Raw genomic sequence first — 21,616 nt, 5'->3', positions numbered from 1 at the left:
CCGCACCCCGGGCACTTAACACTCGTCATTCATAACAGAGTGCCAAACCCCTAAAACACACCAACTACAACACCCAGTTTCCCCCGCAATAACGCCAAAAAATCCCGACAAAAGCAACACAATTTGTCCGACCAATTAGTTGACTACAACCAACTAAAACCCCCACTTTCGCGCATCAACACAACGAAAAACCCGAAAAATAGCAACACATTTTGTCCTATAACCCTCGCATCACAGCAGGTATCACTGCCATAAACCGCATCGGCCAAGCCACCGCCCCCATCAGAACGGCACGGATATAAAAAGTTTGCTGGCGACCAGCACACCTGTATAAGGCAATAATGCCGTCATACACATGCTAGCTACCAGCAAACTCCTATTATCGCTCGGTAGAACTTGTAGAGATCTTCCCGCGCGTCACAGTGTATTTACGCCTGGGCCTGTACGAACTGGGTGAAAGAGGAGATGAACTGCGCCAATACTTCACGTGCTGCCTCATCCGTCACTTTCCCATGATCGACAAGACCGGCGCGCTTGCCATCTACGTACCCTTCCGGCTGCCCCATAACTTTTGTGCCGAAGAATAGCAATGAGCTGCGGAGTTGTTGTTGCGCAACAGCGGTACCGATTCCTGAGGGAGATACGCCGATGGTGGCAACAGGCTTACCGGCAAGTGCCCACTGCCCATAGGGGCGTGAGGTCCATTCAATTGCGTTGTGAATTGCTGCCGAATAGGAACGATTATGCTCGGGGGTGACGAAGAGAATTCCGTCTGCCGAGGCCACCAGGGATTTGAACTCTGCTGCAACTGGCGGAAAATCTTGCTCAAGATCGCGGTTGAAAAGCGGCAAGTCACGAATTGGTGCTTCCACCATTTCAACTCCGTGCGGGGCGAGCTCCACGAGAGTTTCTGCCAATGTACGGTTCAATGAATTCTGCGCGAGGGATCCGACGATATAAACAATCTTCATAGTTATCTCCTTGCTCCTATTCCTATCTCTGCTGCTTGTGATGGCGCTATATCGCGTTCAGTTCAACAGCACGCAATACATAAAGCGACTACTGAGAGAGCTATTCCGCTGTGGAATTAATGCCACCACATACATTTGTTGATATTTGTATTATACGAAGAGTAAAACCGTAGCTCAATATGAAATAATCCACATTTCAACTGCTTCGGACGTACAGTTAGCACCAACACAAAGGTGGCCTGCGAACACTCGCCCCGCCAGGCCACCCAATATCAGTAACGCATTAACGCAAGCCGCGTGGACGCTCCTGCGCTAACGCAATAAGCTCATCAACCAAATCTGAATAGCTCATCCCAGCCGCTTCCCACAGCGCCGGATACATAGAAAACGGCGTAAAACCAGGCATCGTATTGATCTCATTGATGATGGGATCCCCGTCTGGAGTAATAAAGAAATCGACTCGCGTCAGCCCCTCGCACCCGAAAACGCTAAAAGCACGCACCGCATACTCACGCGCCCGTTCACTGACGCTCTCCTCAAGCTGCGCAGGAATCGTCAACGTTAGCGAGTCCGTCGCCACATATTTATGCTCAAAGTCGTAAAACTCTTTTTGGGATGAATCAATAATAATCTCCCCCAGCTCCGAGGCACATGGCGGCTGCCCAGCACGCCCCTCGCGCACTGCACACTCCACCTCACGACCGCGCACCTCTTCTTCGACCAAAACTTTCGGATCGTGCTCTTGCGCCTGCGCAATCGCTGCATCAAGTTGAGCAATATCCGTAATCTTTGAAATCCCCAATGACGATCCCGCTCGCGCCGGCTTGACGTACAACGGGAAGGTCAAGTTGGCAACCTGCGCTCGGACCGCTTGCGGTTCGGTCGCCCAACGCTGCGCCGTAATCGTCACATACGGGCTAACCGGCAATCCTGCGTCAGCCAAAATCACTTTCATAAAGTGCTTATCCATGCCGGCAGCCGAAGCTAAAACGCCACAACCAACATAGGCAATCCCCGCCATCTCCAGCAGACCCTGAACAGTGCCATCTTCACCAAAAGGACCGTGCAGTACCGGAAACGCAACATCAATACGACCTAAATCTGTTACGTTCTGCCCCTCGATGAGCAGGGCAGACTGCGAACCATCGCCGGCTGGAATGACAATACGCTGAGCAGAATCCGGCACTTCTGGCAGACCGCGATCAAGTGACAATTCCGCCAAATCAGCATGACCCGGCACCCAATTCCCATCACGCGTAATCCCGATCGGGAGCACCTCGTAACGCTGCGGATCCATCGCCCGCATAATTGCGCCTGCCGTCACGCATGAAATTGCATGCTCCCCCGATTTGCCACCATAGATTAAGGCAATACGTGTCTTCGTCATGCGATCCACTCTAGTCACCTCAACCGCGCAGGGGAACTTTCCACTAGGCTAAGGAGCTGTAATGTTCTTCTCAGGGAGGCACCATGAAGCGCATAACCGTATCTGCCATATTGCTTATCACAGCGAGCGTGTTTGCCGGTTGTTCTTCCTCAACGCATAGCGCGCCCTCATCTCCTGCACCTACAGCTCCCAGCAGTAGCGCCGCAACAGAATCGACCTCACCAAGCGCTTCCCCAGCGGCACCGACTACCGCCCAGACGACCCCTGGCACGCTACCCGCAGATTGCCCGATCATCGCCCCAGATCATGAGGCTCATTCAGCTAATTGGCCACAATCTTCTACCCAGTTACTCCCGATAAGCATTAGTGCCGACGCCACCTCCGTCACAGTCACGTATGACGGCGAAGGCATCCCACAATGGCACAGCTCAGGCTGGGCGGCAACCGCTTATGAAGATGGATCAGGCCTCCCTATTGATCTCGGCTCACCGCGCCTCTTGCAGATTGCCGTCACTGGAATCCGCCTGCCTGAAGCCCACGAATGGAGTGCCCGCCCTACCCTGGGAGCAACCGGAGCCATTCTTGGCGGCGTGGTGAGCGCCCCATTCGAAGGTAGCCATCGTATTACACTGGGAGCGGCTCAGGATATGCCCTATTGCATTCAGACCTTAGAATCACCAACACGAATAGTCATTCATTTCGCTACCACACCCTAACAGCAGCTCACCAGCGCATAGCCGAGAAACCGGCGGAATACCCATCCCACGCTGGCTCATCCGAAGCTGTTATAACAAAACTCAAGGCGGCAATCGCGCTACCGATTTTCATCTGTTATGCCACGCAGGCATAACCTGGTGCGGGCCACCTGCGGCAGGCACACCTCACACACGAGCACCTGCCGCAGGCATTATCTCACTAGCTAAGGCGAGTCACATCCGCATTAAGTGCCGCAAGTTTTTGCATAAAGTGCTCATATCCGCGGTTGATAATGTCAATACCGCTAACTCGCGACTCCCCCGAAGCAGCCAGAGCGGCAATCAGATGAGAGAAACCGCCTCGCAAATCTGGCACCTCAATATCTGCTCCATGCAGCGGGGTTGGCCCTTGAATAACCGCAGAATGATAAAAATTCTGCAAACCAAACCGGCACTTTTTCGAACCGAGGCACTCCCGATACACCTGGATGCGCGCGCCCATCTGATTCAAAGCTTTGGTAAAGCCGAACCGATTCTCGTAGACGGTTTCATGAACGACGGAAACCCCCTCAGCTTGAGTCAACGCCACCACCATTGGCTGCTGCCAATCCGTCATAAAACCTGGATGAACGTCAGTTTCTAATGGCAAAGAAGTCAGCGGAGTCCCCGGATGCCAAAAGCGGATAGCCTCGTCGGTGATCTCGAATTCCCCGCCAACCTTGCGGTAGACGTTTAAGAAATTCATCATCGAATCCTGCTTCGCGCCAACGACGGTAATATCGCCACCTGTAGCCAACGCGGCACACGCCCAGGAACCAGCTTCGATGCGGTCCGGCAAGGCAGTATGAGTGTAGCCATTTAACCGCGCGACGCCTTCAATATGTATCGTCCGATCGGTATCGACGGTAATGAGCGCGCCCATCTTCTGCAAAATGGCAATAAGATCCATAATCTCTGGTTCGACGGCAGCCCCCGTTAGCTCCGTAATACCGCGAGCGCGTACTGCCGCAAGCAAGGTCTGCTCAGTTGCCCCGACGGAGGGATACGGCAAATGTACTTTACGAGCGACAAGACCCTGCGGAGCAACTAAGTGCAACCCAAGCTCTTGAGCATCGCGCTGTGCCCCGAAATCTTCGAGAACCTGCAGGTGGAAATCCACCGGCCGATCCCCAATATGGCATCCACCTAAATCCGGGATAAATGCTTCACCGAGGCGATGGAGCAGTGGGCCACAAAACAAAATAGGGATACGCGAGGAGCCTGCCAGGGCGTCCACTTGCCCTGGATCGGGCAGATGTAGCTGCCCCGGAGTAATACGCACCGTGCCAGCGTCTTGATCGTAATCCACCTCGGCGCCGTGCAACCGCAACAGTTCGGAGACAACATCAACATCACGAATAAGCGGAACGTTACGCAATACCGACGTTTCTTCGGTTAATAACGCCGCAACCATTGCCTTGGATACTAGGTTCTTTGCCCCGCGTACCCGAATCGTCCCATTGAGCGGTCGCCCACCACGTACCTGTAAGATTCCCACGACGATCCCTCCTTACTGCTTGTCAGTGTATCGGCAATTTTGCGAAGTGTCTTTCTTGTGCCGCGAGCTGCGCACCGCGCGGGCAGGAAAGGTGTTAGCGTGCCGCGGTAGTGCCATGATAGAGCTATGACTTCAATCGACACCTTAAGTTTTGGTGAGCTACTGACATTAAGCTGGGAGCAAGCAGCCGGTATCGTCGTGGGCACAGTCGTCATGTATATGTTCTTATTGCTGTTGCTGCGAATGCTCGGCCAACGAGTGTCTGCCAATCTATCAACCTACGATATGGCTGCCATTATTATCGTCGGAGCAATAGCGGGTCGAGCTACCCTCGGGCTCACCCCAACCCTGACGGGCGGTTTAGTGGCACTGCTGACGCTGTTTTCGATGAGAGCCTTGCTCAGTTTGTTGCGGTTATCGCCGCGCGGGGATTCACTAATCAGCAATCCCCCGATTGTTGTTATGGCCGGTACTGAGATTTTTCGCGAGGAGCTTCGAGCGGCACATATTTCAGAAGATGATTTATGGATGGCCTTACGCCTAGCTGGGGTGCGCAACGATGACGAGATCGGTACCGTCATCCTCGAACCAAATGGCAGCTTCTCAGTATTGCGCCGCGGCTGCCCTATCGATCCTCGGATTCTTGCGCGTGTTCGAGGGGCAGAACGTATCCCGGCATACCTCATTGGCGATAAACCACCCGCCGATTGTGCCGACGCATAGCACGATGGAATACCTATGCTGCTGCGTGGTCTAACGGCGGTCTAACGTATGCGCCATATTCACGGGAGCAAATAGCGCAGATACATCAGGCGGCTAATCCCCTATTCCAGACGTATTAGGCGGTTTGAGGGGCTATTCCACTGGCGTTGTGCCGGGCTTAAATGCCGGACGCGAGCGCTCGTATTGCGAAATCCGTGCTTCCTCGCGCAAGGTAATGCCAATCTCGTCCAAGCCTTCCATCAGCATCCAGCGCGTATAATCATCAATCTCAAAGGGGCACATAAAACCTTGCGCATGTACCGTGCGATCAACAAGATTAACCGTCACCGGCGTTCCCGGATTTGTCTCAAGGATTTTCCACAGTTGCTCAATATCTTGTTGGGCAACCACTCCAGCCAAAAGCCCCTGCTTACCCGCATTTCCACGGAAAATATCGGCAAAACGCGCACTGAGCACTACCCGGAAACCGTAGTCGCGCAACGCCCAGACGGCATGCTCTCGCGAGGATCCCGTCCCAAAATCAGGACCGGCAACCAAAACTGATCCGCCCTGATAGTCCGCGCGGTTTAGGACGAACTGCGGGTCTGAACGCCACGCATAAAACAATGCGTCCTCGAATCCAGTGCGGGTAACGCGCTTAAGAAATACTGCAGGAATGATCTGATCCGTATCAACGTTTGAGCGACGCAGAGGCACGCCGACGCCGGTGTGTTCCATAAATGCTTCCATGACGTTTACTCCTCCTGATTGCCGCTCGCGCAGTCACGGTCCAGCTCATCTGACTTATTTCCGCTATCGGAAACCGTCGATGCCCACGCGCAGGATACCGAGTCCAACGCACCTGATTCCAGGTCGGCTGGCGTAGCAAGATGCCCGCACACCGCACTGGCCGCTGCAACGAGCGGAGAGACGAGGTGAGTTCGACTTCCTTTACCTTGCCGCCCCTCAAAATTCCGGTTTGACGTCGATGCCGCTCGCTGGCCCGGACCGAGCTGATCGGGATTCATTCCTAGACACATGGAACATCCAGCATGCCGCCACTGCGCCCCAAAATCTTCAAAAATTTGATCTAGCCCCTCAGCTTCTGCTTGGAGGCGCACTCTAGCTGATCCTGGAACGATCATGACCTGCACGCCAGGCGCTTTCACTCGCCCTTGCATAATGCGAGCAGCAGCGCGAAGATCTTCGATACGCCCATTCGTGCACGATCCAATAAACACGGTGTCAATGGCAATATCGCGCATGGGAGTTCCTGGCTGTAAATCCATGTACTGTAATGCGCGCTCAGCTGCCACCCGCTCATTTTCGTCAGTCATATCTGCCGGATCAGGAACTCGCCCAGAGATAGGAACTCCCTGACCTGGATTCGTCCCCCAGGTCACGTATGGCTCTAGATCACGGGCATCGAGATCAACTTCGCGATCGAATACTGCGTCAGGATCTGAACATAGCGTTGACCAGTAGGCACAGGCACTATCCCAATCATCACCGGTAGGGGCATGTGGACGCCCTTTCATATAGGCAAAGGTCGTCTCATCCGGGGCAATCATGCCAGCACGCGCACCTGCCTCAATCGACATATTGCATATCGTCATTCGTGCTTCCATGGATAGCGACCGGATCGCTTCGCCGCGATATTCCAGGACGTACCCTTGCCCACCGTTTGTTCCAATTTTGGCAATGATCGCCAAAATAATATCCTTTGCCGTCGTTCCCGATGGCAAAGCCCCATTGATGTTAATTGCCATCGTTTTCAAGGGCATCATCGCAACGGTTTGGGTGGCTAAAACGTGTTCTACCTGAGAAGTCCCGATTCCGAATGCTAAGGCACCAAATGCGCCGTGTGTAGAGGTGTGCGAATCTCCGCAAACGATCGTCATTCCTGGCTGAGTTAATCCCAGTTGCGGCCCCATAACATGCACAATTCCTTGTTCTTTATCGCCAAGGGAATGGAGCCGAATTCCGAATTCCTGCGCGTTACGGCGCAGCGTTTCAATCTGGCGTCGGGAGATTGGATCCGCAATCGGCTTATCAATATGCATGGTGGGCGTATTGTGATCTTCGGTTGCGATCGTCAAATCCGGGCGACGCACCCTACGCCCTGCTAACCGCAATCCTTCAAATGCTTGTGGACTTGTAACTTCATGAAGCAGGTGGAGATCAATGTATAGCAAATCGGGCTGGCCGTTTTCACCGCGACGAACAATATGATCCGCCCAGACTTTCTCGGCTAGCGTCCCGCTCATAGTCTCCTCATTTCAGTTTTTCGCGCTATATTGCGGTAATTCTCGTTGCTGTCTATGCCCCAATATTCCAGTTTGCGCTCTCATAGCTCGGCAATATCGGATCAATGCATACTAACCGTAGACGAGAACCACACTCCTCGGGTTGCGTCTCAATTTCTGAGATGGCAATATCAATTCATGGACGATCGTCAAGGAAGCGGCGTGGGAGTCCTAGATAAGGCCACGCTCATACTCAACGCCCTCGAGGCTGGGCCACTGAATCTTGCCCAATTAGTAACCGCCACTCACCTAGCACGCCCCACTGCACACCGGCTTGCTGTTGCTCTCGAACACCATCGTCTCGTTTCTCGCGATATGCAGGGGCGTTTCGCCCTCGGTCCACGGCTCGCCGAGCTCTCCACCGCCGCCGGTGAGGATCGCCTGCTCGCTGCCGCCACCCCAGTGCTCACCGCGCTGCGAGATCACACTGGAGAATCCGCCCAACTCTATCGCCGCCAAGGCGAAATGCGTGTATGCGTCGCTGCAGCAGATCGCACTTCCGGGTTGCGCAACTCCATCCCCGTCGGAGCAACGCTATCCATGTTGGCTGGATCAGGTGCTCAAGTCTTACTCGCCTGGGAAGAGCCCGATAAACTCCACCGCGGACTACACGGAGCAGAATTCACGGCAACTATCCTCTCCGCAGTACGACGGCGCGGCTGGGCACAATCCATTGCCGAACGCGAGCCTGGGGTTGCGTCCATTTCTGCACCAGTGCGAGGTCCCTCAGGTCGAGTCATCGCTGCAGTATCTATTTCTGGGCCCATTGAGCGAATGGGATTACATCCGGGACGGCAACACGCCTCCGCTATCGTCACCGCCGCAAACCGGCTCTCAGACGTTCTCAAACGCACAGAGACGGTATAACCACACCAGAGCGAGCGCACACTAAACTTGAGGCTATGAAGAAAACACTGCTCGTCACTAACGATTTCCCGCCCCGAGCCGGAGGAATTCAAACCTTTCTCGAAGGATTCGTTGGCGAGCTAGATCCCCGTCAACTGATCGTTTATGCCTCCACCCCGCCAGATACCCCACAGGCCAGTGGTCAAGAACTCGCCGCGCAATACGATTCTGGAGTGGATTATCAGGTCGTGCGCTACCCGCGGCAGATGATGCTTCCCACCCCACATGTGCGGCGCACCATGTGCCAATTAATTACCGAGCATCATATTGACAACGTATGGTTCGGCGCGGCGGCACCGCTAGGGCTACTTGCCTCAGCAGCACATCGCGCAGGAGCACACAAGGTCATCGCCACCACACACGGGCATGAAATCGGATGGTCAATGATCCCTGGCGCACGTGCCATGCTGCGCAAAATATTTCATGACGCTGATCTGGTCACCTATCTCACCAACGCAACATATACGCGCCTCCGTCCATTCTTTGGTGACACCCCAACTATGCAACTACACGGGGCAATAGATCCCGACGCGTTCGCCCCGGATCTGGCCGCACGTACCCAGCTACGCCAGCGTTACGGGCTGAGCGAAGACGCACCCGTCATCGTATGTATCTCCCGACTTGTCGAACGCAAGGGGCAAGATCGCCTCATTGCTGCCTGGCCGAGCGTTATCGCTGCGCATCCACGCGCTCGGCTAGTCATCGTCGGGAAAGGCCCCTACGCCGCAAAACTCCACGAATTAGCGCAGCGCTCACCGGCGCGTGACGCCATTATTTTCACTGGCGAAGTCCCCTATGCCGAGCTGCCGGCGCATTACAGTCTGGGTGATATTTTTGCTATGCCCTGCCGAACGCGCGGTGGCGGGTTAGATATCGAAGGGCTAGGCATTGTGTATTTAGAGGCCTATGCTGCTGGTCTACCCGTACTGGCCGGAGATTCCGGGGGCGCGCCCGAAGCAGTGCAGAACTGCACAACAGGGCTTGTCGTTCACGGGGATAGCGTTGCAGCTATCTCCTCAGCACTTATCTACTTCCTTGACGATCCAGAGCGAGCTAAAGCGATGGGAGCTGCCGGCATGAAGTGGGTAGATGAACACTGGCGCTGGCGAGACGTCGCTCGTCCACTCATCGCCGCCCTTTCCTGATCGCACACTTTCCGGCACGCAAACCTTGTTCCCCGTCTGGCCCTTCCCCAAAAATCTTTCCCTATTTGCTACCTACTGTTGAAAGGTACGAGCATGGCACGATGCGCAATCATGGGATGTTCTAATCCTCCACATGCATATTTCGAGGAATATCACGAAGCGTTCATCGCCCGCCTTAGCGCAGATGGACACGAGCTTGATACCCGATTTTTGGATAGAACTATCGGCCAGGAATACCGCACTCACGCTGGGCGCTTGTGGCGAATTGCGCCACGAATCCGTGCGCAGATCCTCAATGAGTTATTCGCCGATCCTGATATTGACGTCATCCTCGATATTTCCGGCGGGGATCTCGCCAACGAAATTTTGCCGCTCCTGGATTGGGATACTATCGCGCAACACCCTAAACCCTTCGTCGGATATTCCGATCTGACGACAATCGTTAATGCTATTGTCACGCGCACTCAACAGCAGGCTGTGCTGTGGTCGCCACGCGCCATGCTTGAGCGCCCACAAGGCGATGTGAGTCGCATCCTTGCCGGACAACGAATTCGTCCGCATATTCTCGGTGAGCATGAATTGCCTGATGTCCCGATCATCGGTGGGCATCTACGGTGTCTTGCAAAGCTGGTTGGCACGCCATATCTGCCCACCAGCGACGAGCGGCTTGTTATATGCGAGTCACTCGGTGGCGGTTTGGAACATGCTGCCAGCTATTTCCAGCAGCTTTCTATGGCGGGTCTATTTGATAATGCGGTCGGACTCATTCTTGGGCAATTTACCGGCATCGATGCTGACGAGGACCGACCTCACCTCGTTGAGCTTGCCCAGGAGATCACTCGCTTACCAATATGGCACGCACCACAGGTTGGGCACTCTCGCGATTGCGAACCCGTCACAATCGGTTAATCACTCCTATCCGGATACTGACTACGCATATCAGCGAGGAGATACAGCGAGTATTTCCACTTGCGCTATTTACCGCGCCTGTGGCGCTCACACATTCCTCCCTCCCCCTATGCCGTCTTTTTTTCCCCCTCACGGGCAGCAGCTCAAAAAATCGACGCCATCCAATCCAGCAAACACCAGCCGAGGAGGTAGTGCGCCAGGGGCAACGCATTATCTCTATTGCGAATCACCTGCAGCGCTTTCGTTTCAGGAATATCAGCCCATAGTTTTGGTGTATCCGATTATTGCCGCACCAAGAATCACTAGCGCCACCCCAAGGATGGCAGCACGCAATTCGCGGCGGCTCTTCGTCTCTCCTAACCACAAAATTCCTCCAGCAACCGAAATAATCACTCCGAGCTGCGAGAAGGTAAAACCCGTAGCCACCCCGACTATTGAATTCGTGATCTGCACAGAAAAGACGCCGCAGCCAAAGAGAATCCCGGGGATGAGCAAGCGCAAAGTCGTTCGATTCCACAACGGCTGCCCATCGCGAAAGATTCCAGCAACAACGAACCCACCGACAGTCAGCCCTAACGCAAGTGGCACAATGAAATCGTGATAGCCGATGTCGTACATCCGGATCCACACCATGTATCCACAGAGGAAAACGGACGATATTACATTAATCAACATTCCCCGACGCATACTCGCCACATCTACAGTTTTCGCCGATGCCCCAGCCGAGCGCGAAGAAGCCGATACCTCGCCAGGATCACTACGGCGATCTGTGCCGTCAGTATAAGAAGTCAGGATAATCCCAGCGACGATGACTCCCAATCCGATAACACCCAAGATACGCGCCAAGGTTTGATTCCACTCATGGAAAATCAGTACTCCGGATAGCGCCATAATGATGAGCTGTAATCCCGTGGAAATTGGCATAGTGCGGGATACTCCGACCACTCGGAACGAGTACAACTGCATGAATATCCCCAAAGCGCAAGTCATCCCGCCAAGGAAAGGAACGAGGAAGGTTATTAGCGTCAAGTGCGGGGATAAAAACGGCAGAGCACACAGCGCAACAATGAGTGCCCCACACATCTCCCCGATAGTCTGCTGGCGAACTGTTCCACCGATTAATGCCAACATCACGCCTAATGGCCCGAAGAACAACGGTGGGATAAGCGCAATCAGCAAATCCATAAGGACACTACCTTTCTCCATGACGCAGGGAGAGATAATATACCTCGCATTCGTATTTTTGTCTTATGTGTTTTTCTAACCGGACGCGCTCTTACGCAGCCGTGAACATCTGCCGTTATCTTCTGTGCGTGCGTTCCACGTAGACTAGGAACATGACATGTGATAACCCTATTTTGACGCCATCTGACCGCCCGTACAGCTCACCAGATTGGCCAGCTATCCGACCAGAGCATATTGTGCCTGCCGTCCAGGCAGCTTTCACGCAAGAGGAAGAGGCATGGGAGCAGATCGCCACCTGCCCGCAACCTGCAACATTCCAGAACACTGCTCTCGCGCTCGAGGATGCTGCTCGGCTATCTGACTACGTCCTCAGCATCTCCTGGACGCTTATGTCCTCTATCGGCGGTGAAGAATACGAACGTATCGAAGCTGACGTCTCCGCCCTCTTAAATACGCACAATACGAAGTTCTGGCTCGATAAGCGGATTTATGATCGCCTCTCAGATATTGACCTTGATGAGCTTGACGGGGAATCAGCGCGCCTCGTTACTGAGCTATTAGAGACCTATACGCGCAGCGGTGTGCAACTCAGCGAGGCTGATAAAGAAACCCTGCGAGACATCGATGCCCAATTAGCCGCACTACACGTGGAATTCAGCCAGCGGGCTATCAAAGCGATGGACGATCACGCTGTCGTATTCACTGAATCTGAGTGTGCCGGCTTGGCTGAGGATCAGTTAAATGCAGCGCGAAACGCTGAAGGCAATTACCGTTTTGTCTTAGACAACTTCACGAATCAGATGCTCCTCACTCAGCTAAAAGATCCGCAAAGCCGAGAGAGACTGTTCACAGCTTCTATCACTCGCGGTTTAGGTGCTCATGCCAGCTCTGATACTCGCCAGATTGTTCTCGATATTGTGCAGCTACGTGCCCAGCGCGCACGGCTCCTGGGCTATCCTTTCTTTGCGCAAATAACGGCTGATGAATCCGTGGCAAAGGATGCCGATGCCATCGAGAAGCTATTGAGTGACGTCGCCCGTCGTTCCGTTGCCGCTTTCAACCGAGAACTACCCCGTATGCAGGAACTTGCGGATGCAGATAGGCAGCAGATTCGCCCTGCAGACGTCATGTTCTATCAGGAGAAAATGCGTGCCGAATTAGGGCTAGACGATGCCGCACTGCGCCCCTATCTCGCCTTGGATAATGTTGTGGAGAAAGGCATTTTCTTCGCAGCTCACCAGCTTTACGGGCTGAGCTTCACTGAACGCACAGATATTCCGGGATATGTCGATTCTATGCGCACCTGGGAAGTATCCGACGCCGACGGGAAGCCTATTGGTCTGTTCCAAGCAGATTATTTCCGCCGTCCTGGAAAGGCTGGCGGCGCATGGATGTCCGGTATTCATGGTTTCTCCTCCCATGATGGAACTCTGCCCCTGATCTTTAACAATGCGAATTTCACCCAGCCGGAGGACCCGTCTCAGCCGTGCCTGCTGACCTGGGATAACGTCATTACTGTTTTCCACGAATTCGGCCACGCACTCCACGGCCTGCTATCAAAAGCCACCTATCGTAGCCTCTCCGGAGCGCGAGTCCCCCGCGACTTTGTGGAACTCCCCTCGCAGCTTAATGAGATGTGGGCATATCATCCACAAGTGATGGCTTCCTATGCAGTGCATTATCAGACTGGCGAGCCGTTACCAAAGGATTTAGTGGATACCTTGAATGCCTCAATCACTTTTGGTCAGGCCTTCGCCACCACCGAATTCGTTTCCGCCGCGCTGCTTGACCATGCCTGGCATCGGATCACTCCTGACCAGGCCATTACCGATATTGCCGCCTTTGAGAAACACGCCTTGGCTCACTACGGTATCGACACTGATTTAGTTCCGCCGCGCTACCGTTCCGCCTACTTTTCCCACACATTTGCTGGTGGATATGCGGCAGCCTACTACGCCTATTTATGGGCAGATGTGCTGGTATCTGAAATCGAGGAATGGTTTAAGACGGAAGGCGCTCGCGATGGCGATGGCGGCTTAAACCGAGAAGCTGGCGCTATCGTCCGACGGGAGATTCTGGAACGCGGCAATACTCGCGATCCTATGGAATCCTTCCGCGCAGTTCGCGGGCGTGATCCACATGCCGCAGCTCTTATGCGCAAGCGCGGGCTAGAAGCCTGAGGCAAAATCGTGGCGAAATCCTCGAAGCGCACTGGTAGAGCGTGTGTCTCATAGATCCGCGCAGACAGGCTAAGCCAGGTATCGCCCGATACGTCGAATAAAAACTAGTGGTCGCCCAGATAAAATATCTGGGCGACCCCACTTTGTACCCCGTACCGGATTTGAACCGGTGTTACCGCCGTGAGAGGGCGACGTCCTAGGCCGCTAGACGAACGGGGCGAGAACGATTAATTCATCGTCATCGGGAACTAACAATACACAGGAATACTCACTATGCAAAGCCCGATCAGTGTGACCTTCTGCGCGCCTTGGGGTTATAGGACAAATTGTGTTGCTTGTGGGTTAGTCCCAAGTCTTGTGGCACGGGTTGGGGTGGAGGTCATGGGTTGGAGGTGGCGGTACAGACAGAGTTATAGGACATTTTCTGTTGCTCGTTGATTTGTTAATTCCTTGTTCCTTTTTCTATGCCGCCAGGCGTCGAGTAGTAATCCTGTCTATGAGGGCTTTCCAGGCCTGTGAGGTTTCCCGCCTAGCGACATACCATCCCAGGATATGGGTTGGACTTTGAGCAATCAGGACCACAACCCGCCGACCCAGATGGATCCCGTCAACAAAGACCACCTCATGAACCTCGTCGATCACAGGTGCTAAGGGCCAGATCTTCCATAACCGAGAACATCGGCGTCGAAAGGACCTGCCCTGGCCAGGCATATCAATCTGTCGTTGATTACTCAGTAGCCAGGTCAAAAACTCTGACAAATGATTCGCGGTGGCATCAATATGACGAACCTGGCTCATACCACACGCCCGACACCGCCACCGCTGATTGCCTGCTGATGTTTTACCATGTCGAGTCATCCCACACCCACACACCAGGCACTTCACACTCGTCATTCACCACAGACTGCCAAACCCTTCACAAACACCAACTACAACACCCATTTTTCCCTGTCACAACACCAAAAACCCGAGACATCAACAACACATTCTGTCCAACCAGTTAGTTGACCACCACCAACTGACACACCGACTTTCCCGCACCAGAACAACGAAAAACCCGAAAAACAGCAACACCTCGCGTCCTATAACCCACATTTGCGCGGGTAAAATTTAATCCCAGCAACAAAAATCCCCTCGGAATCACCGAGGGGATTAGTTGTACCCCGTACCGGATTTGAACCGGTGTTACCGCCGTGAGAGGGCGACGTCCTAGGCCGCTAGACGAACGGGGCCAATGAAGTGTTCCCACTTCGCTGGGGTACCAGGACTCGAACCTAGACTAAATGAACCAGAATCACTCGTGCTGCCAATTACACCATACCCCAATATGGCGCTACTCCTTGGGCGTTCACCTGCAGGAGCGCAACGAAAAACTATCATACGCACCCGCCCGCACTAACGCAAACTCCGCGCAGGTGAAGGAACTCACGCCACTGAACTGCCAGTTAGTTCTATGCATCCTCCGACCTCGAAGCCAGTTCCTGGCGCAGGCGCTGAATCCGATATAGCGTCTCTTCTTTCCCAAGAATTGCCATAGAATCGACAACTGGCAAAGATACGTTCGTCCCCGTTACTGCGACGAACAATGGCATATACGCCAAGCGCGGCTTTAGCTCTAACGCAGCACACACCTGGGTATCTACTGCATCCTTGATCGCATCTGGAGTGAAATCCGTTAGCGTTTCAAATGCCTGCGCGGCTTGCGCCAACACCTGATCGGCTGATTCACGCAGTTTCCCAATCGCCTTATCGTTGTAGGTGATCTCATCGGCCGAGCGGAACAAGAACCCCATCAATTCTGGCGCTTCACCTAGAAGCTGCACCCGGGTTTGCACCAACGCAGCTGCGGCATCCAAAATGGTTTGCGTATGCCCATCAAGCTGCTCGTATTCCGACGCAGCCACAAGACCCTCACGATACAGGAACGGCACTAGACGATTACGTAAATCGGCAGGATCAAGACGGCGAATATGCTCTGCATTGATCGCTACACACTTCTTATCGTCAAAACGGGCCGGATTGGGATTGACGTCTGCGACGTCAAAGGCTTGGGCCATTTCCTCCCGAGAGAATACATCACGATCTGGCGCAATTGACCATCCCAGCAAGCCCAAATAGTTCAGCAATCCTTCCGGGATCATTCCCCGATCACGATGAAGGAGCAAGTTGGATTCCGGATCTCGCTTGGAGAGCTTCTTATTTCCTTCGCCCATCACATACGGCAGATGCCCGAAGAGCGGCATATATTTCGCAATACCAATATCCATCAATGCCCGATACAACACGACTTGACGCGGAGTGGAGGAAAGCAAATCTTCCCCTCGCAACACATGCGTAATCTCCATGAGAGCATCGTCAACTGGATTCGTCAGCGTATATAATGGCTGCCCATTAGCACGCATAATGACGTAATCTGGCACAGATCCAGCTTTGAAGGTGATTGGACCGCGCACCAGATCATCAAAGGTAATATCTTCATCCGGCATCCGAATCCGCAGTACCGGCTCCCGCCCTTCTGCTCGGTAAGCAGCCTTTTGTTCCTCAGTTAAATCCCGATCAAAGCCGTCATACCCTAACTTGGGATCGCGCCCAGCGGCACGATGACGTGCTTCAGTTTCCTCCGGCGTGGTAAATGATTCGTAAGCGTATCCTGCCGCTAAGAGTTTGGCGGCAACGTCACGATAAATATCCATCCGTTCAGATTGACGATATGGACCGTGCGGTCCACCAATTTCAGCGCCTTCATCCCAGGTCAAACCCAGCCAGTTCAGGGAATCAATGATCTGATCGTAGGATTCTTGAGAGTCGCGTGCCGCATCCGTATCTTCAATACGGAATACGAACGTTCCTCCGGTGTGACGGGCATATGCCCAGTTAAACAAACATGTGCGCACCATCCCCACATGCGGGGTCCCAGTGGGTGACGGGCAGAATCGAACACGGATATTCTTTGTCATAGCATCTCTAGGTTACTCCGCTAATGTAAGGAACATGAAGTTTGATGACGTGAGTATTGACGATCTTCGTGCTGCCGGATCACTCAAGTGGAGTGCATTTCCGCAACATCTAGGGATGTTTGTTGCGGAAATGGATTTCGGAGTAGCTGAACCCATCCAGCGCGTGCTGCATCGCTACGCACACAGCACTGGCATTGGATACCGTTCTACCGCCGCAAAAGTCGCATTACAGGAGGCCACCGCCCAGTGGCTCGGGCGCGCCACGGGATTCCATCCAGATCCCGCTCATATCTTTGCTGTGCCCGACGTCGTTTCTTCCGCGCATTTCGTCATTGACGCATTGACCGATCCAGGAAGCCCTGTCATCTTGCCCACACCGAGCTACATGGCTTTCTGTGACCTTATCCCGCAAATGGGGCGCGAGCTCATTTCCGTGCCCTCCCCCGTCGTTAATGGGCGTTACACCATTGATTTAGCGGGAATCGCGCAAGCATTCGAAGCAGGCGCTCAGCTACTTATCCTCGTCAACCCGTGGAACCCAACTGGGCGAGTTCTAGAACGTGAAGAGCTTGCTGCTATCGCCGATCTCGTCAGTCAATACCCACACGCCTACGTGTTTTCTGACGAGATTCACGCCCCCTTGGCGCTCGACCGACCACATATAACCTATTCGCAGGTCAGCGCGGCGGCAGCGGCACATAGCGTGACTGCGCTCGCTGCTTCAAAAGGATGGAATATCCCCGGATTAAAATGCGCCCAGCTTCTTGCGACGCCACAAGTCAGCGCACGACTCGAACCAGGGCTTTCCTGGGCACAAAATGTTACGTCAACGATAGGATCAGCAGCCGCCGTAGCAGCATACACCGAATCCGAAGAATGGCTCGCTGATGTTATCGACTACATCCGAGGCAATCGCGATGAGGTTGAGCAAGCTGTCGCTCAGATACCCGGTATGGCGATGCACCATATTGAAGGCACATACATCGCCTGGTTTGATTTCTCTGAAGCTATTGAGGCAGGGCTTATTCCCAATGATTCGCAGACGTGTATCGCTCAATGGCTGAGGGATAACGCTGGAGTTGCGCTCACTCCAGGGGCCGCCTGCGGGTGTGGTCACCGCCAGTTTGCTCGCTGTGTTTTGGCTACTCCGCGCCATATTGTTCGTCAAGCAATTGAGCAGATCGCTCACGCCTTAGCACCACTGGCTTAAGCACATTTAGAGGGCGGCGCCATTATTAATATGGTACCGCCCTCTAGTTTCTCGCCGGAATCCACCTCTAGCATGTTGGTGCGCTAGGAACTCGAATCAACCAAGGCCTGGCAGGGTATCTGCCAAGATTAGCTATTGCGCGCATTTTCTCGTGCGCACAACCCTATGCGCACTACACGCATTAGCCACAGGCACTATTCCTCATCACCAACAATCGGGTTACGGAGCTGGCCAATCCCTTCGACCTCGCATACTACTTCCTCACCTGGGCCCGCAGCCACCGCAGCAAAGGGAACACCAGTGAGGATGACGTCTCCTGGCAGCAAGGTGAAGAAGCTGGACAACATTGCGATCAGCTCCGGCACTGGGCGCACTAGATCCGCAGTTGTGCCGCGCCCGCGTTCTTCCCCGTTTACCGATAAAGAAACCTGCAAATCGTCAACATTAAGATCTGTTACCATTACCGGGCCAAGCGGGCAGGCAGAATCAAACCCTTTTATCGGCGCCCAGGGTGCATCCCCGGAGGTGAAAACCGCAGCAATATCATTCGCGACGGTGTAGCCGAAAATTACTTCCTCGGCGCGCTCCACTGGGACGTCCTTGCACATACGCGAAATGATGACAGCGAGTTCGGCCTCATGCCGCAGTTCGCTGGCCCAATGCGGCATGACGATCGGAACATCGGGACCAATCACAGCGGTATTTGGTTTTATGAACACTGGCGGCATGGCATGTGGATCAGGGCGATGCTCGCCAATATTGTAATTATCCCCCACGCCAGCGACTTTTGATCGCGGGATCATTGGGGAAACGAGCTGCGCCTCATCAAGGGCAACGGTTTGCCCGGTCGTTTTGAATCCAGCGTAAATCGGATCATCAGCGAGAACATGGTAGGAATGACTGGCTTCGTCAAGGACCGCAAAACGTGGGCCCTGCGCAAGAGATAAACGTGCAATTTTCATAGCTCTAAGACTAGCGCTCACAGCGCGCGCCGACTATCCCCGAACCGCAATATCCAATAATTGTCGAGCCCTATTTAGCGAGCATGATTCACCGAATATCACGCCTAGTAACTGCCGGCAATGACCACGTCGGTTTTAACAAAACGAACAATCAATATGCTCACGAGCGCACTCGCGATAATATCCCTCAAATCGCCCAATAGATCTCGTCAATCAACCAACCTACGCATATTGATTCTGACGATAGCGAACAATCACGGCTTTTCTCTCTCCTCCTCATCTCTCTTTCCCCCCCCCGCCCGCAGATCCCACATAATCATGCACAAAAACGCCTCCAAGACCATTAAGTTACGATAGAGTAAGTTACAGTTGTATCCACGCACACAAAGGATAAACATGGTCACGAAACATCATGACGGATCTGTTTCAGAAAACCGCAGCGTCCCCGTCGAATCGTGGATGAATATTCCGTGGCTCCTCACACGCCGCCAAGCTGCCCACCCCGAACAGATATGCATTGAACATCAACGTCATCTCGGCACCTGGGTTCCCGTCACTACCACACAATATTTAACAGATATTGACGCTGTTGCTCGCGGATTTATCGCAGAAGGACTCCAGCCCGGTAACGCCATCGCGATCTTCGGCGCCACCTCGTACGAATGGAACTTATTGGATTTCGCTGCTCTGAGTGCTGCGCTCGTCGTCGTCCCCATTTACGAATCCGATTCCGCCGAACAGATCCGCTGGATTTTAGAGAACTCCGACGTGCGAATGGTCATTACCGATACGAAAGCCCAACGCGAACTCGTGGAATCGCAACGCACCAGCAATCTTGGCCGAGTACTTTCCCTTGATACTGGCGCTCTCGTTGAGCTATACACTCTCGGTGAAAATATCCCCGCCGCCGAGGTTAACGAACGCCGCGCCCAACTAACAACCGACGCCCTCGCCACTGTTATTTACACCTCCGGAACTACCGGAACACCAAAAGGGGTGGAATTAACGCACGGCAATTTCGTCGATATAGCACTTAACGTCATGCCCCATATGCGTGACCTCATTGACGATAAAGATACCCGCGTCCTGTTCTTCCTTCCGATGGCGCACGTCATGGCGCGCTGCATGTTCTACTACACGATAACCGGGCGCGGTGTCGCTGGGCAGACCTCAAGCATCAAAAATCTATTAAGTGACTTGAAAACTTTTAAGCCTTCAACACTGCTCGTCGTCCCGCGCGTTTTAGAAAAAATCTATAACGCAGCCGAAGCAAAAGCTGGCCCCGGAATCAAACGCACGATATTCCGTTGGGCAGCCAATGTCGCTGTGGAATACTCACAACGAGGGCGTTCCATTCTCAGATCATTGAAGTACGCGATCGCTAAACATCTCGTTTTCTCTAAGATCACCAAAATTATCGGCGAGAACTGCATATATGCCATATCTGCTGGAGCACCGCTTGGAACTCGCACCGGCCACTTCTTCCGTGGAATCGGGCTCACAGTTGTCGAAGCTTATGGTTTAACAGAGACGAGCGGACCAGCAACCGTCAACCGTCTCAACCATATTCGCATGGGAACTGTTGGGACGCCCATGCCTGGCACGTCAGTTGCCATTGCCGACGATGGTGAAATTATGATTGCTGGACCGCACGTATTTCGTGGCTATCAAAATGATCCACAGGCCACCGAAGCAGTATTTGACGGGCATTGGTTCGCGACCGGCGATCTTGGCTCGCTTAACGCTGACGGGTATCTGACCATCACAGGGCGTAAAAAGGAATTGATCGTCACTGCCGGAGGGAAAAACGTCTCACCGGCCGCGCTAGAAGATCCACTGCGCTCTCATCCACTTATCTCCCAGATTGTTGCAATCGGGGATCGAAAGCCATTCATTAGCGCGCTTATCACTCTCGATGCGGAAATGTTGCCCGGATGGCTGACCGCTCACAACCTTCCTGCGATGGATGTTTCGCAAGCCTGCACACATCCACAGGTATTAGCTTCCCTGCAGCGGGCAATAGAAAAGACCAACAAACATGTATCCCGTGCGGAATCTATCCGAAAATTTACGGTTATCCCAGGCGATTTTTCAGTAGAAAATGAGCTACTTACCCCGTCACTTAAAGTTCGCCGTGATGTCGTTGCCCAACGGTTTTCCCGCGAGATTGAGGCTATTTACGCAGAAAAGTCATCTTTATCGTAGAGCTACTGGAGCAGCCATTAAAACGATCTTTTCTTTCCCCACCCAGGGGTGCCTGCCGACACCTCAAATACTTGTAACTAAAATCGAGCAGTCACGCACAATAATTATAGGTGTTAGCAACCTCAAAGCCACGCGAGGTCTAACCCAACCTGTTTTTATTCCTCGATTGGCGGGGCTGGCAAGGAGTGGGATTAAAGATGGATTGGGCGGATGAATCCCACTGCCTACCGTACTACGTGCGCGAGAGGGGACTCGAACCCCTACATCGTTAGATACCAGAACCTAAATCTGGCGCGTCTGCCAATTTCGCCACTCGCGCGCATGGACCATTTTAGCGGCTCTTTCGCGACGATGAAAAC

The 21,616-nt window shown here is 53.6% G+C and carries 17 protein-coding genes and 4 tRNA genes; 8 read left to right on the top strand and 13 right to left on the bottom strand.

What is annotated here, in order from left to right; all coding sequences use genetic code 11:
* Nucleotides 1-428 precede the first annotated feature (428 nt).
* Nucleotides 429-971, bottom strand: coding sequence for an NADPH-dependent FMN reductase (locus ACLHIL_RS04895; RefSeq protein WP_411296827.1), 543 nt, complete (start codon nucleotides 969-971; stop codon nucleotides 429-431).
* 283 nt (nucleotides 972-1,254) lie between these two features.
* Nucleotides 1,255-2,358 carry a D-alanine--D-alanine ligase family protein gene (locus ACLHIL_RS04890; protein WP_411296826.1) on the bottom strand — a complete coding sequence of 368 codons (1,104 nt, stop codon included), beginning with the start codon at nucleotides 2,356-2,358 and terminating at the stop codon, nucleotides 1,255-1,257.
* 83 nt (nucleotides 2,359-2,441) lie between these two features.
* Between ACLHIL_RS04890 and ACLHIL_RS04885 the strand changes: the two genes are divergently transcribed.
* The gene (locus ACLHIL_RS04885; RefSeq protein ID WP_411296825.1) at nucleotides 2,442-3,074 is read left to right on the top strand and encodes a hypothetical protein; all 633 of its coding nucleotides are present in this window, start codon (nucleotides 2,442-2,444) and stop codon (nucleotides 3,072-3,074) included.
* Between the two features lie 199 nt (nucleotides 3,075-3,273).
* On the opposite strand, the gene murA is transcribed toward ACLHIL_RS04885, so the two are convergent.
* The gene (murA, locus tag ACLHIL_RS04880; protein WP_411296834.1) at nucleotides 3,274-4,596 is read right to left on the bottom strand and encodes a UDP-N-acetylglucosamine 1-carboxyvinyltransferase; all 1,323 of its coding nucleotides are present in this window, start codon (nucleotides 4,594-4,596) and stop codon (nucleotides 3,274-3,276) included.
* A 120-nt stretch (nucleotides 4,597-4,716) separates the two neighbouring features.
* Between murA and ACLHIL_RS04875 the strand changes: the two genes are divergently transcribed.
* Nucleotides 4,717-5,313, top strand: a complete 597-nt coding sequence (locus tag ACLHIL_RS04875) for a DUF421 domain-containing protein (RefSeq protein WP_411296824.1) — start codon at nucleotides 4,717-4,719, stop codon at nucleotides 5,311-5,313.
* Nucleotides 5,314-5,445: 132 nt separating this feature from the next.
* Here the strand turns inward: ACLHIL_RS04875 and leuD are convergent, their stop codons facing one another.
* Nucleotides 5,446-6,042 carry a 3-isopropylmalate dehydratase small subunit gene (gene leuD, locus ACLHIL_RS04870; RefSeq protein WP_411296823.1) on the bottom strand — a complete coding sequence of 199 codons (597 nt, stop codon included), beginning with the start codon at nucleotides 6,040-6,042 and terminating at the stop codon, nucleotides 5,446-5,448.
* Nucleotides 6,043-6,047: 5 nt separating this feature from the next.
* Entirely contained in the window at nucleotides 6,048-7,559 is a 1,512-nt protein-coding gene (gene leuC / locus ACLHIL_RS04865) for a 3-isopropylmalate dehydratase large subunit (protein WP_411296822.1), read from the bottom strand.
* Between the two features lie 177 nt (nucleotides 7,560-7,736).
* On the opposite strand from leuC, the gene ACLHIL_RS04860 reads away from it, so the two are divergent.
* The 3 genes from ACLHIL_RS04860 to ACLHIL_RS04850 all read left to right on the top strand — a co-directional run bounded on the left by ACLHIL_RS04860 (nucleotide 7,737) and on the right by ACLHIL_RS04850 (nucleotide 10,558).
* Nucleotides 7,737-8,465, top strand: a complete 729-nt coding sequence (locus ACLHIL_RS04860; RefSeq protein ID WP_411296821.1) for an IclR family transcriptional regulator — start codon at nucleotides 7,737-7,739, stop codon at nucleotides 8,463-8,465.
* Between the two features lie 35 nt (nucleotides 8,466-8,500).
* Nucleotides 8,501-9,649: a glycosyltransferase family 4 protein gene (locus tag ACLHIL_RS04855; protein WP_411296820.1), complete on the top strand. Its 1,149-nt coding sequence runs from the start codon at nucleotides 8,501-8,503 to the stop codon at nucleotides 9,647-9,649.
* 93 nt (nucleotides 9,650-9,742) lie between these two features.
* On the top strand, nucleotides 9,743-10,558 hold the full coding sequence (locus tag ACLHIL_RS04850; RefSeq protein WP_411296819.1) for an LD-carboxypeptidase: 816 nt from the start codon (nucleotides 9,743-9,745) through the stop codon (nucleotides 10,556-10,558).
* 255 nt (nucleotides 10,559-10,813) lie between these two features.
* Here ACLHIL_RS04850 and ACLHIL_RS04845 read toward each other — a convergent pair whose 3' ends face one another.
* On the bottom strand, nucleotides 10,814-11,764 hold the full coding sequence (locus ACLHIL_RS04845; RefSeq protein WP_411296818.1) for a GRP family sugar transporter: 951 nt from the start codon (nucleotides 11,762-11,764) through the stop codon (nucleotides 10,814-10,816).
* A 131-nt stretch (nucleotides 11,765-11,895) separates the two neighbouring features.
* On the opposite strand from ACLHIL_RS04845, the gene ACLHIL_RS04840 reads away from it, so the two are divergent.
* Nucleotides 11,896-13,923 carry a M3 family metallopeptidase gene (locus tag ACLHIL_RS04840; RefSeq protein ID WP_411296817.1) on the top strand — a complete coding sequence of 676 codons (2,028 nt, stop codon included), beginning with the start codon at nucleotides 11,896-11,898 and terminating at the stop codon, nucleotides 13,921-13,923.
* 146 nt (nucleotides 13,924-14,069) lie between these two features.
* Here the strand turns inward: ACLHIL_RS04840 and ACLHIL_RS04835 are convergent.
* The 5 genes from ACLHIL_RS04835 to gltX all read right to left on the bottom strand — a co-directional run bounded on the left by ACLHIL_RS04835 (nucleotide 14,070) and on the right by gltX (nucleotide 16,880).
* A tRNA-Glu gene (locus ACLHIL_RS04835) sits at nucleotides 14,070-14,142 on the bottom strand.
* A 243-nt stretch (nucleotides 14,143-14,385) separates the two neighbouring features.
* The gene (locus ACLHIL_RS04830) at nucleotides 14,386-14,781 is read right to left on the bottom strand and encodes a hypothetical protein (protein WP_411296816.1); all 396 of its coding nucleotides are present in this window, start codon (nucleotides 14,779-14,781) and stop codon (nucleotides 14,386-14,388) included.
* Nucleotides 14,782-15,082: 301 nt separating this feature from the next.
* A tRNA-Glu gene (locus ACLHIL_RS04825) sits at nucleotides 15,083-15,155 on the bottom strand.
* Nucleotides 15,156-15,176: 21 nt separating this feature from the next.
* Nucleotides 15,177-15,248, bottom strand: a tRNA-Gln gene (locus tag ACLHIL_RS04820).
* Between the two features lie 126 nt (nucleotides 15,249-15,374).
* Nucleotides 15,375-16,880, bottom strand: coding sequence for a glutamate--tRNA ligase (gene gltX, locus ACLHIL_RS04815; RefSeq protein WP_411296815.1), 1,506 nt, complete (start codon nucleotides 16,878-16,880; stop codon nucleotides 15,375-15,377).
* Between the two features lie 34 nt (nucleotides 16,881-16,914).
* On the opposite strand from gltX, the gene ACLHIL_RS04810 reads away from it, so the two are divergent.
* The gene (locus ACLHIL_RS04810) at nucleotides 16,915-18,090 is read left to right on the top strand and encodes a MalY/PatB family protein (RefSeq protein WP_411296814.1); all 1,176 of its coding nucleotides are present in this window, start codon (nucleotides 16,915-16,917) and stop codon (nucleotides 18,088-18,090) included.
* Nucleotides 18,091-18,284: 194 nt separating this feature from the next.
* Here ACLHIL_RS04810 and ACLHIL_RS04805 read toward each other — a convergent pair whose 3' ends face one another.
* Nucleotides 18,285-19,052, bottom strand: coding sequence for a fumarylacetoacetate hydrolase family protein (locus tag ACLHIL_RS04805; RefSeq protein WP_411296813.1), 768 nt, complete (start codon nucleotides 19,050-19,052; stop codon nucleotides 18,285-18,287).
* A 396-nt stretch (nucleotides 19,053-19,448) separates the two neighbouring features.
* Between ACLHIL_RS04805 and ACLHIL_RS04800 the strand changes: the two genes are divergently transcribed.
* Nucleotides 19,449-21,257, top strand: coding sequence for an AMP-dependent synthetase/ligase (locus tag ACLHIL_RS04800; protein ID WP_411296812.1), 1,809 nt, complete (start codon nucleotides 19,449-19,451; stop codon nucleotides 21,255-21,257).
* Nucleotides 21,258-21,494: 237 nt separating this feature from the next.
* Here the strand turns inward: ACLHIL_RS04800 and ACLHIL_RS04795 are convergent.
* Nucleotides 21,495-21,576: transfer RNA gene (locus ACLHIL_RS04795), tRNA-Leu, on the bottom strand.
* Between the last annotated feature and the right edge of the window lie 40 nt (nucleotides 21,577-21,616).

Origin of the sequence: Trueperella sp. LYQ143 (genome assembly GCF_046599595.1) — a bacterium.
GTDB lineage: Bacteria > Actinomycetota > Actinomycetes > Actinomycetales > Actinomycetaceae > Trueperella.
The sequence above is the reverse complement of the archived record's forward strand: the minus strand, read 5'-3'. Positions and strand labels throughout refer to the sequence as shown.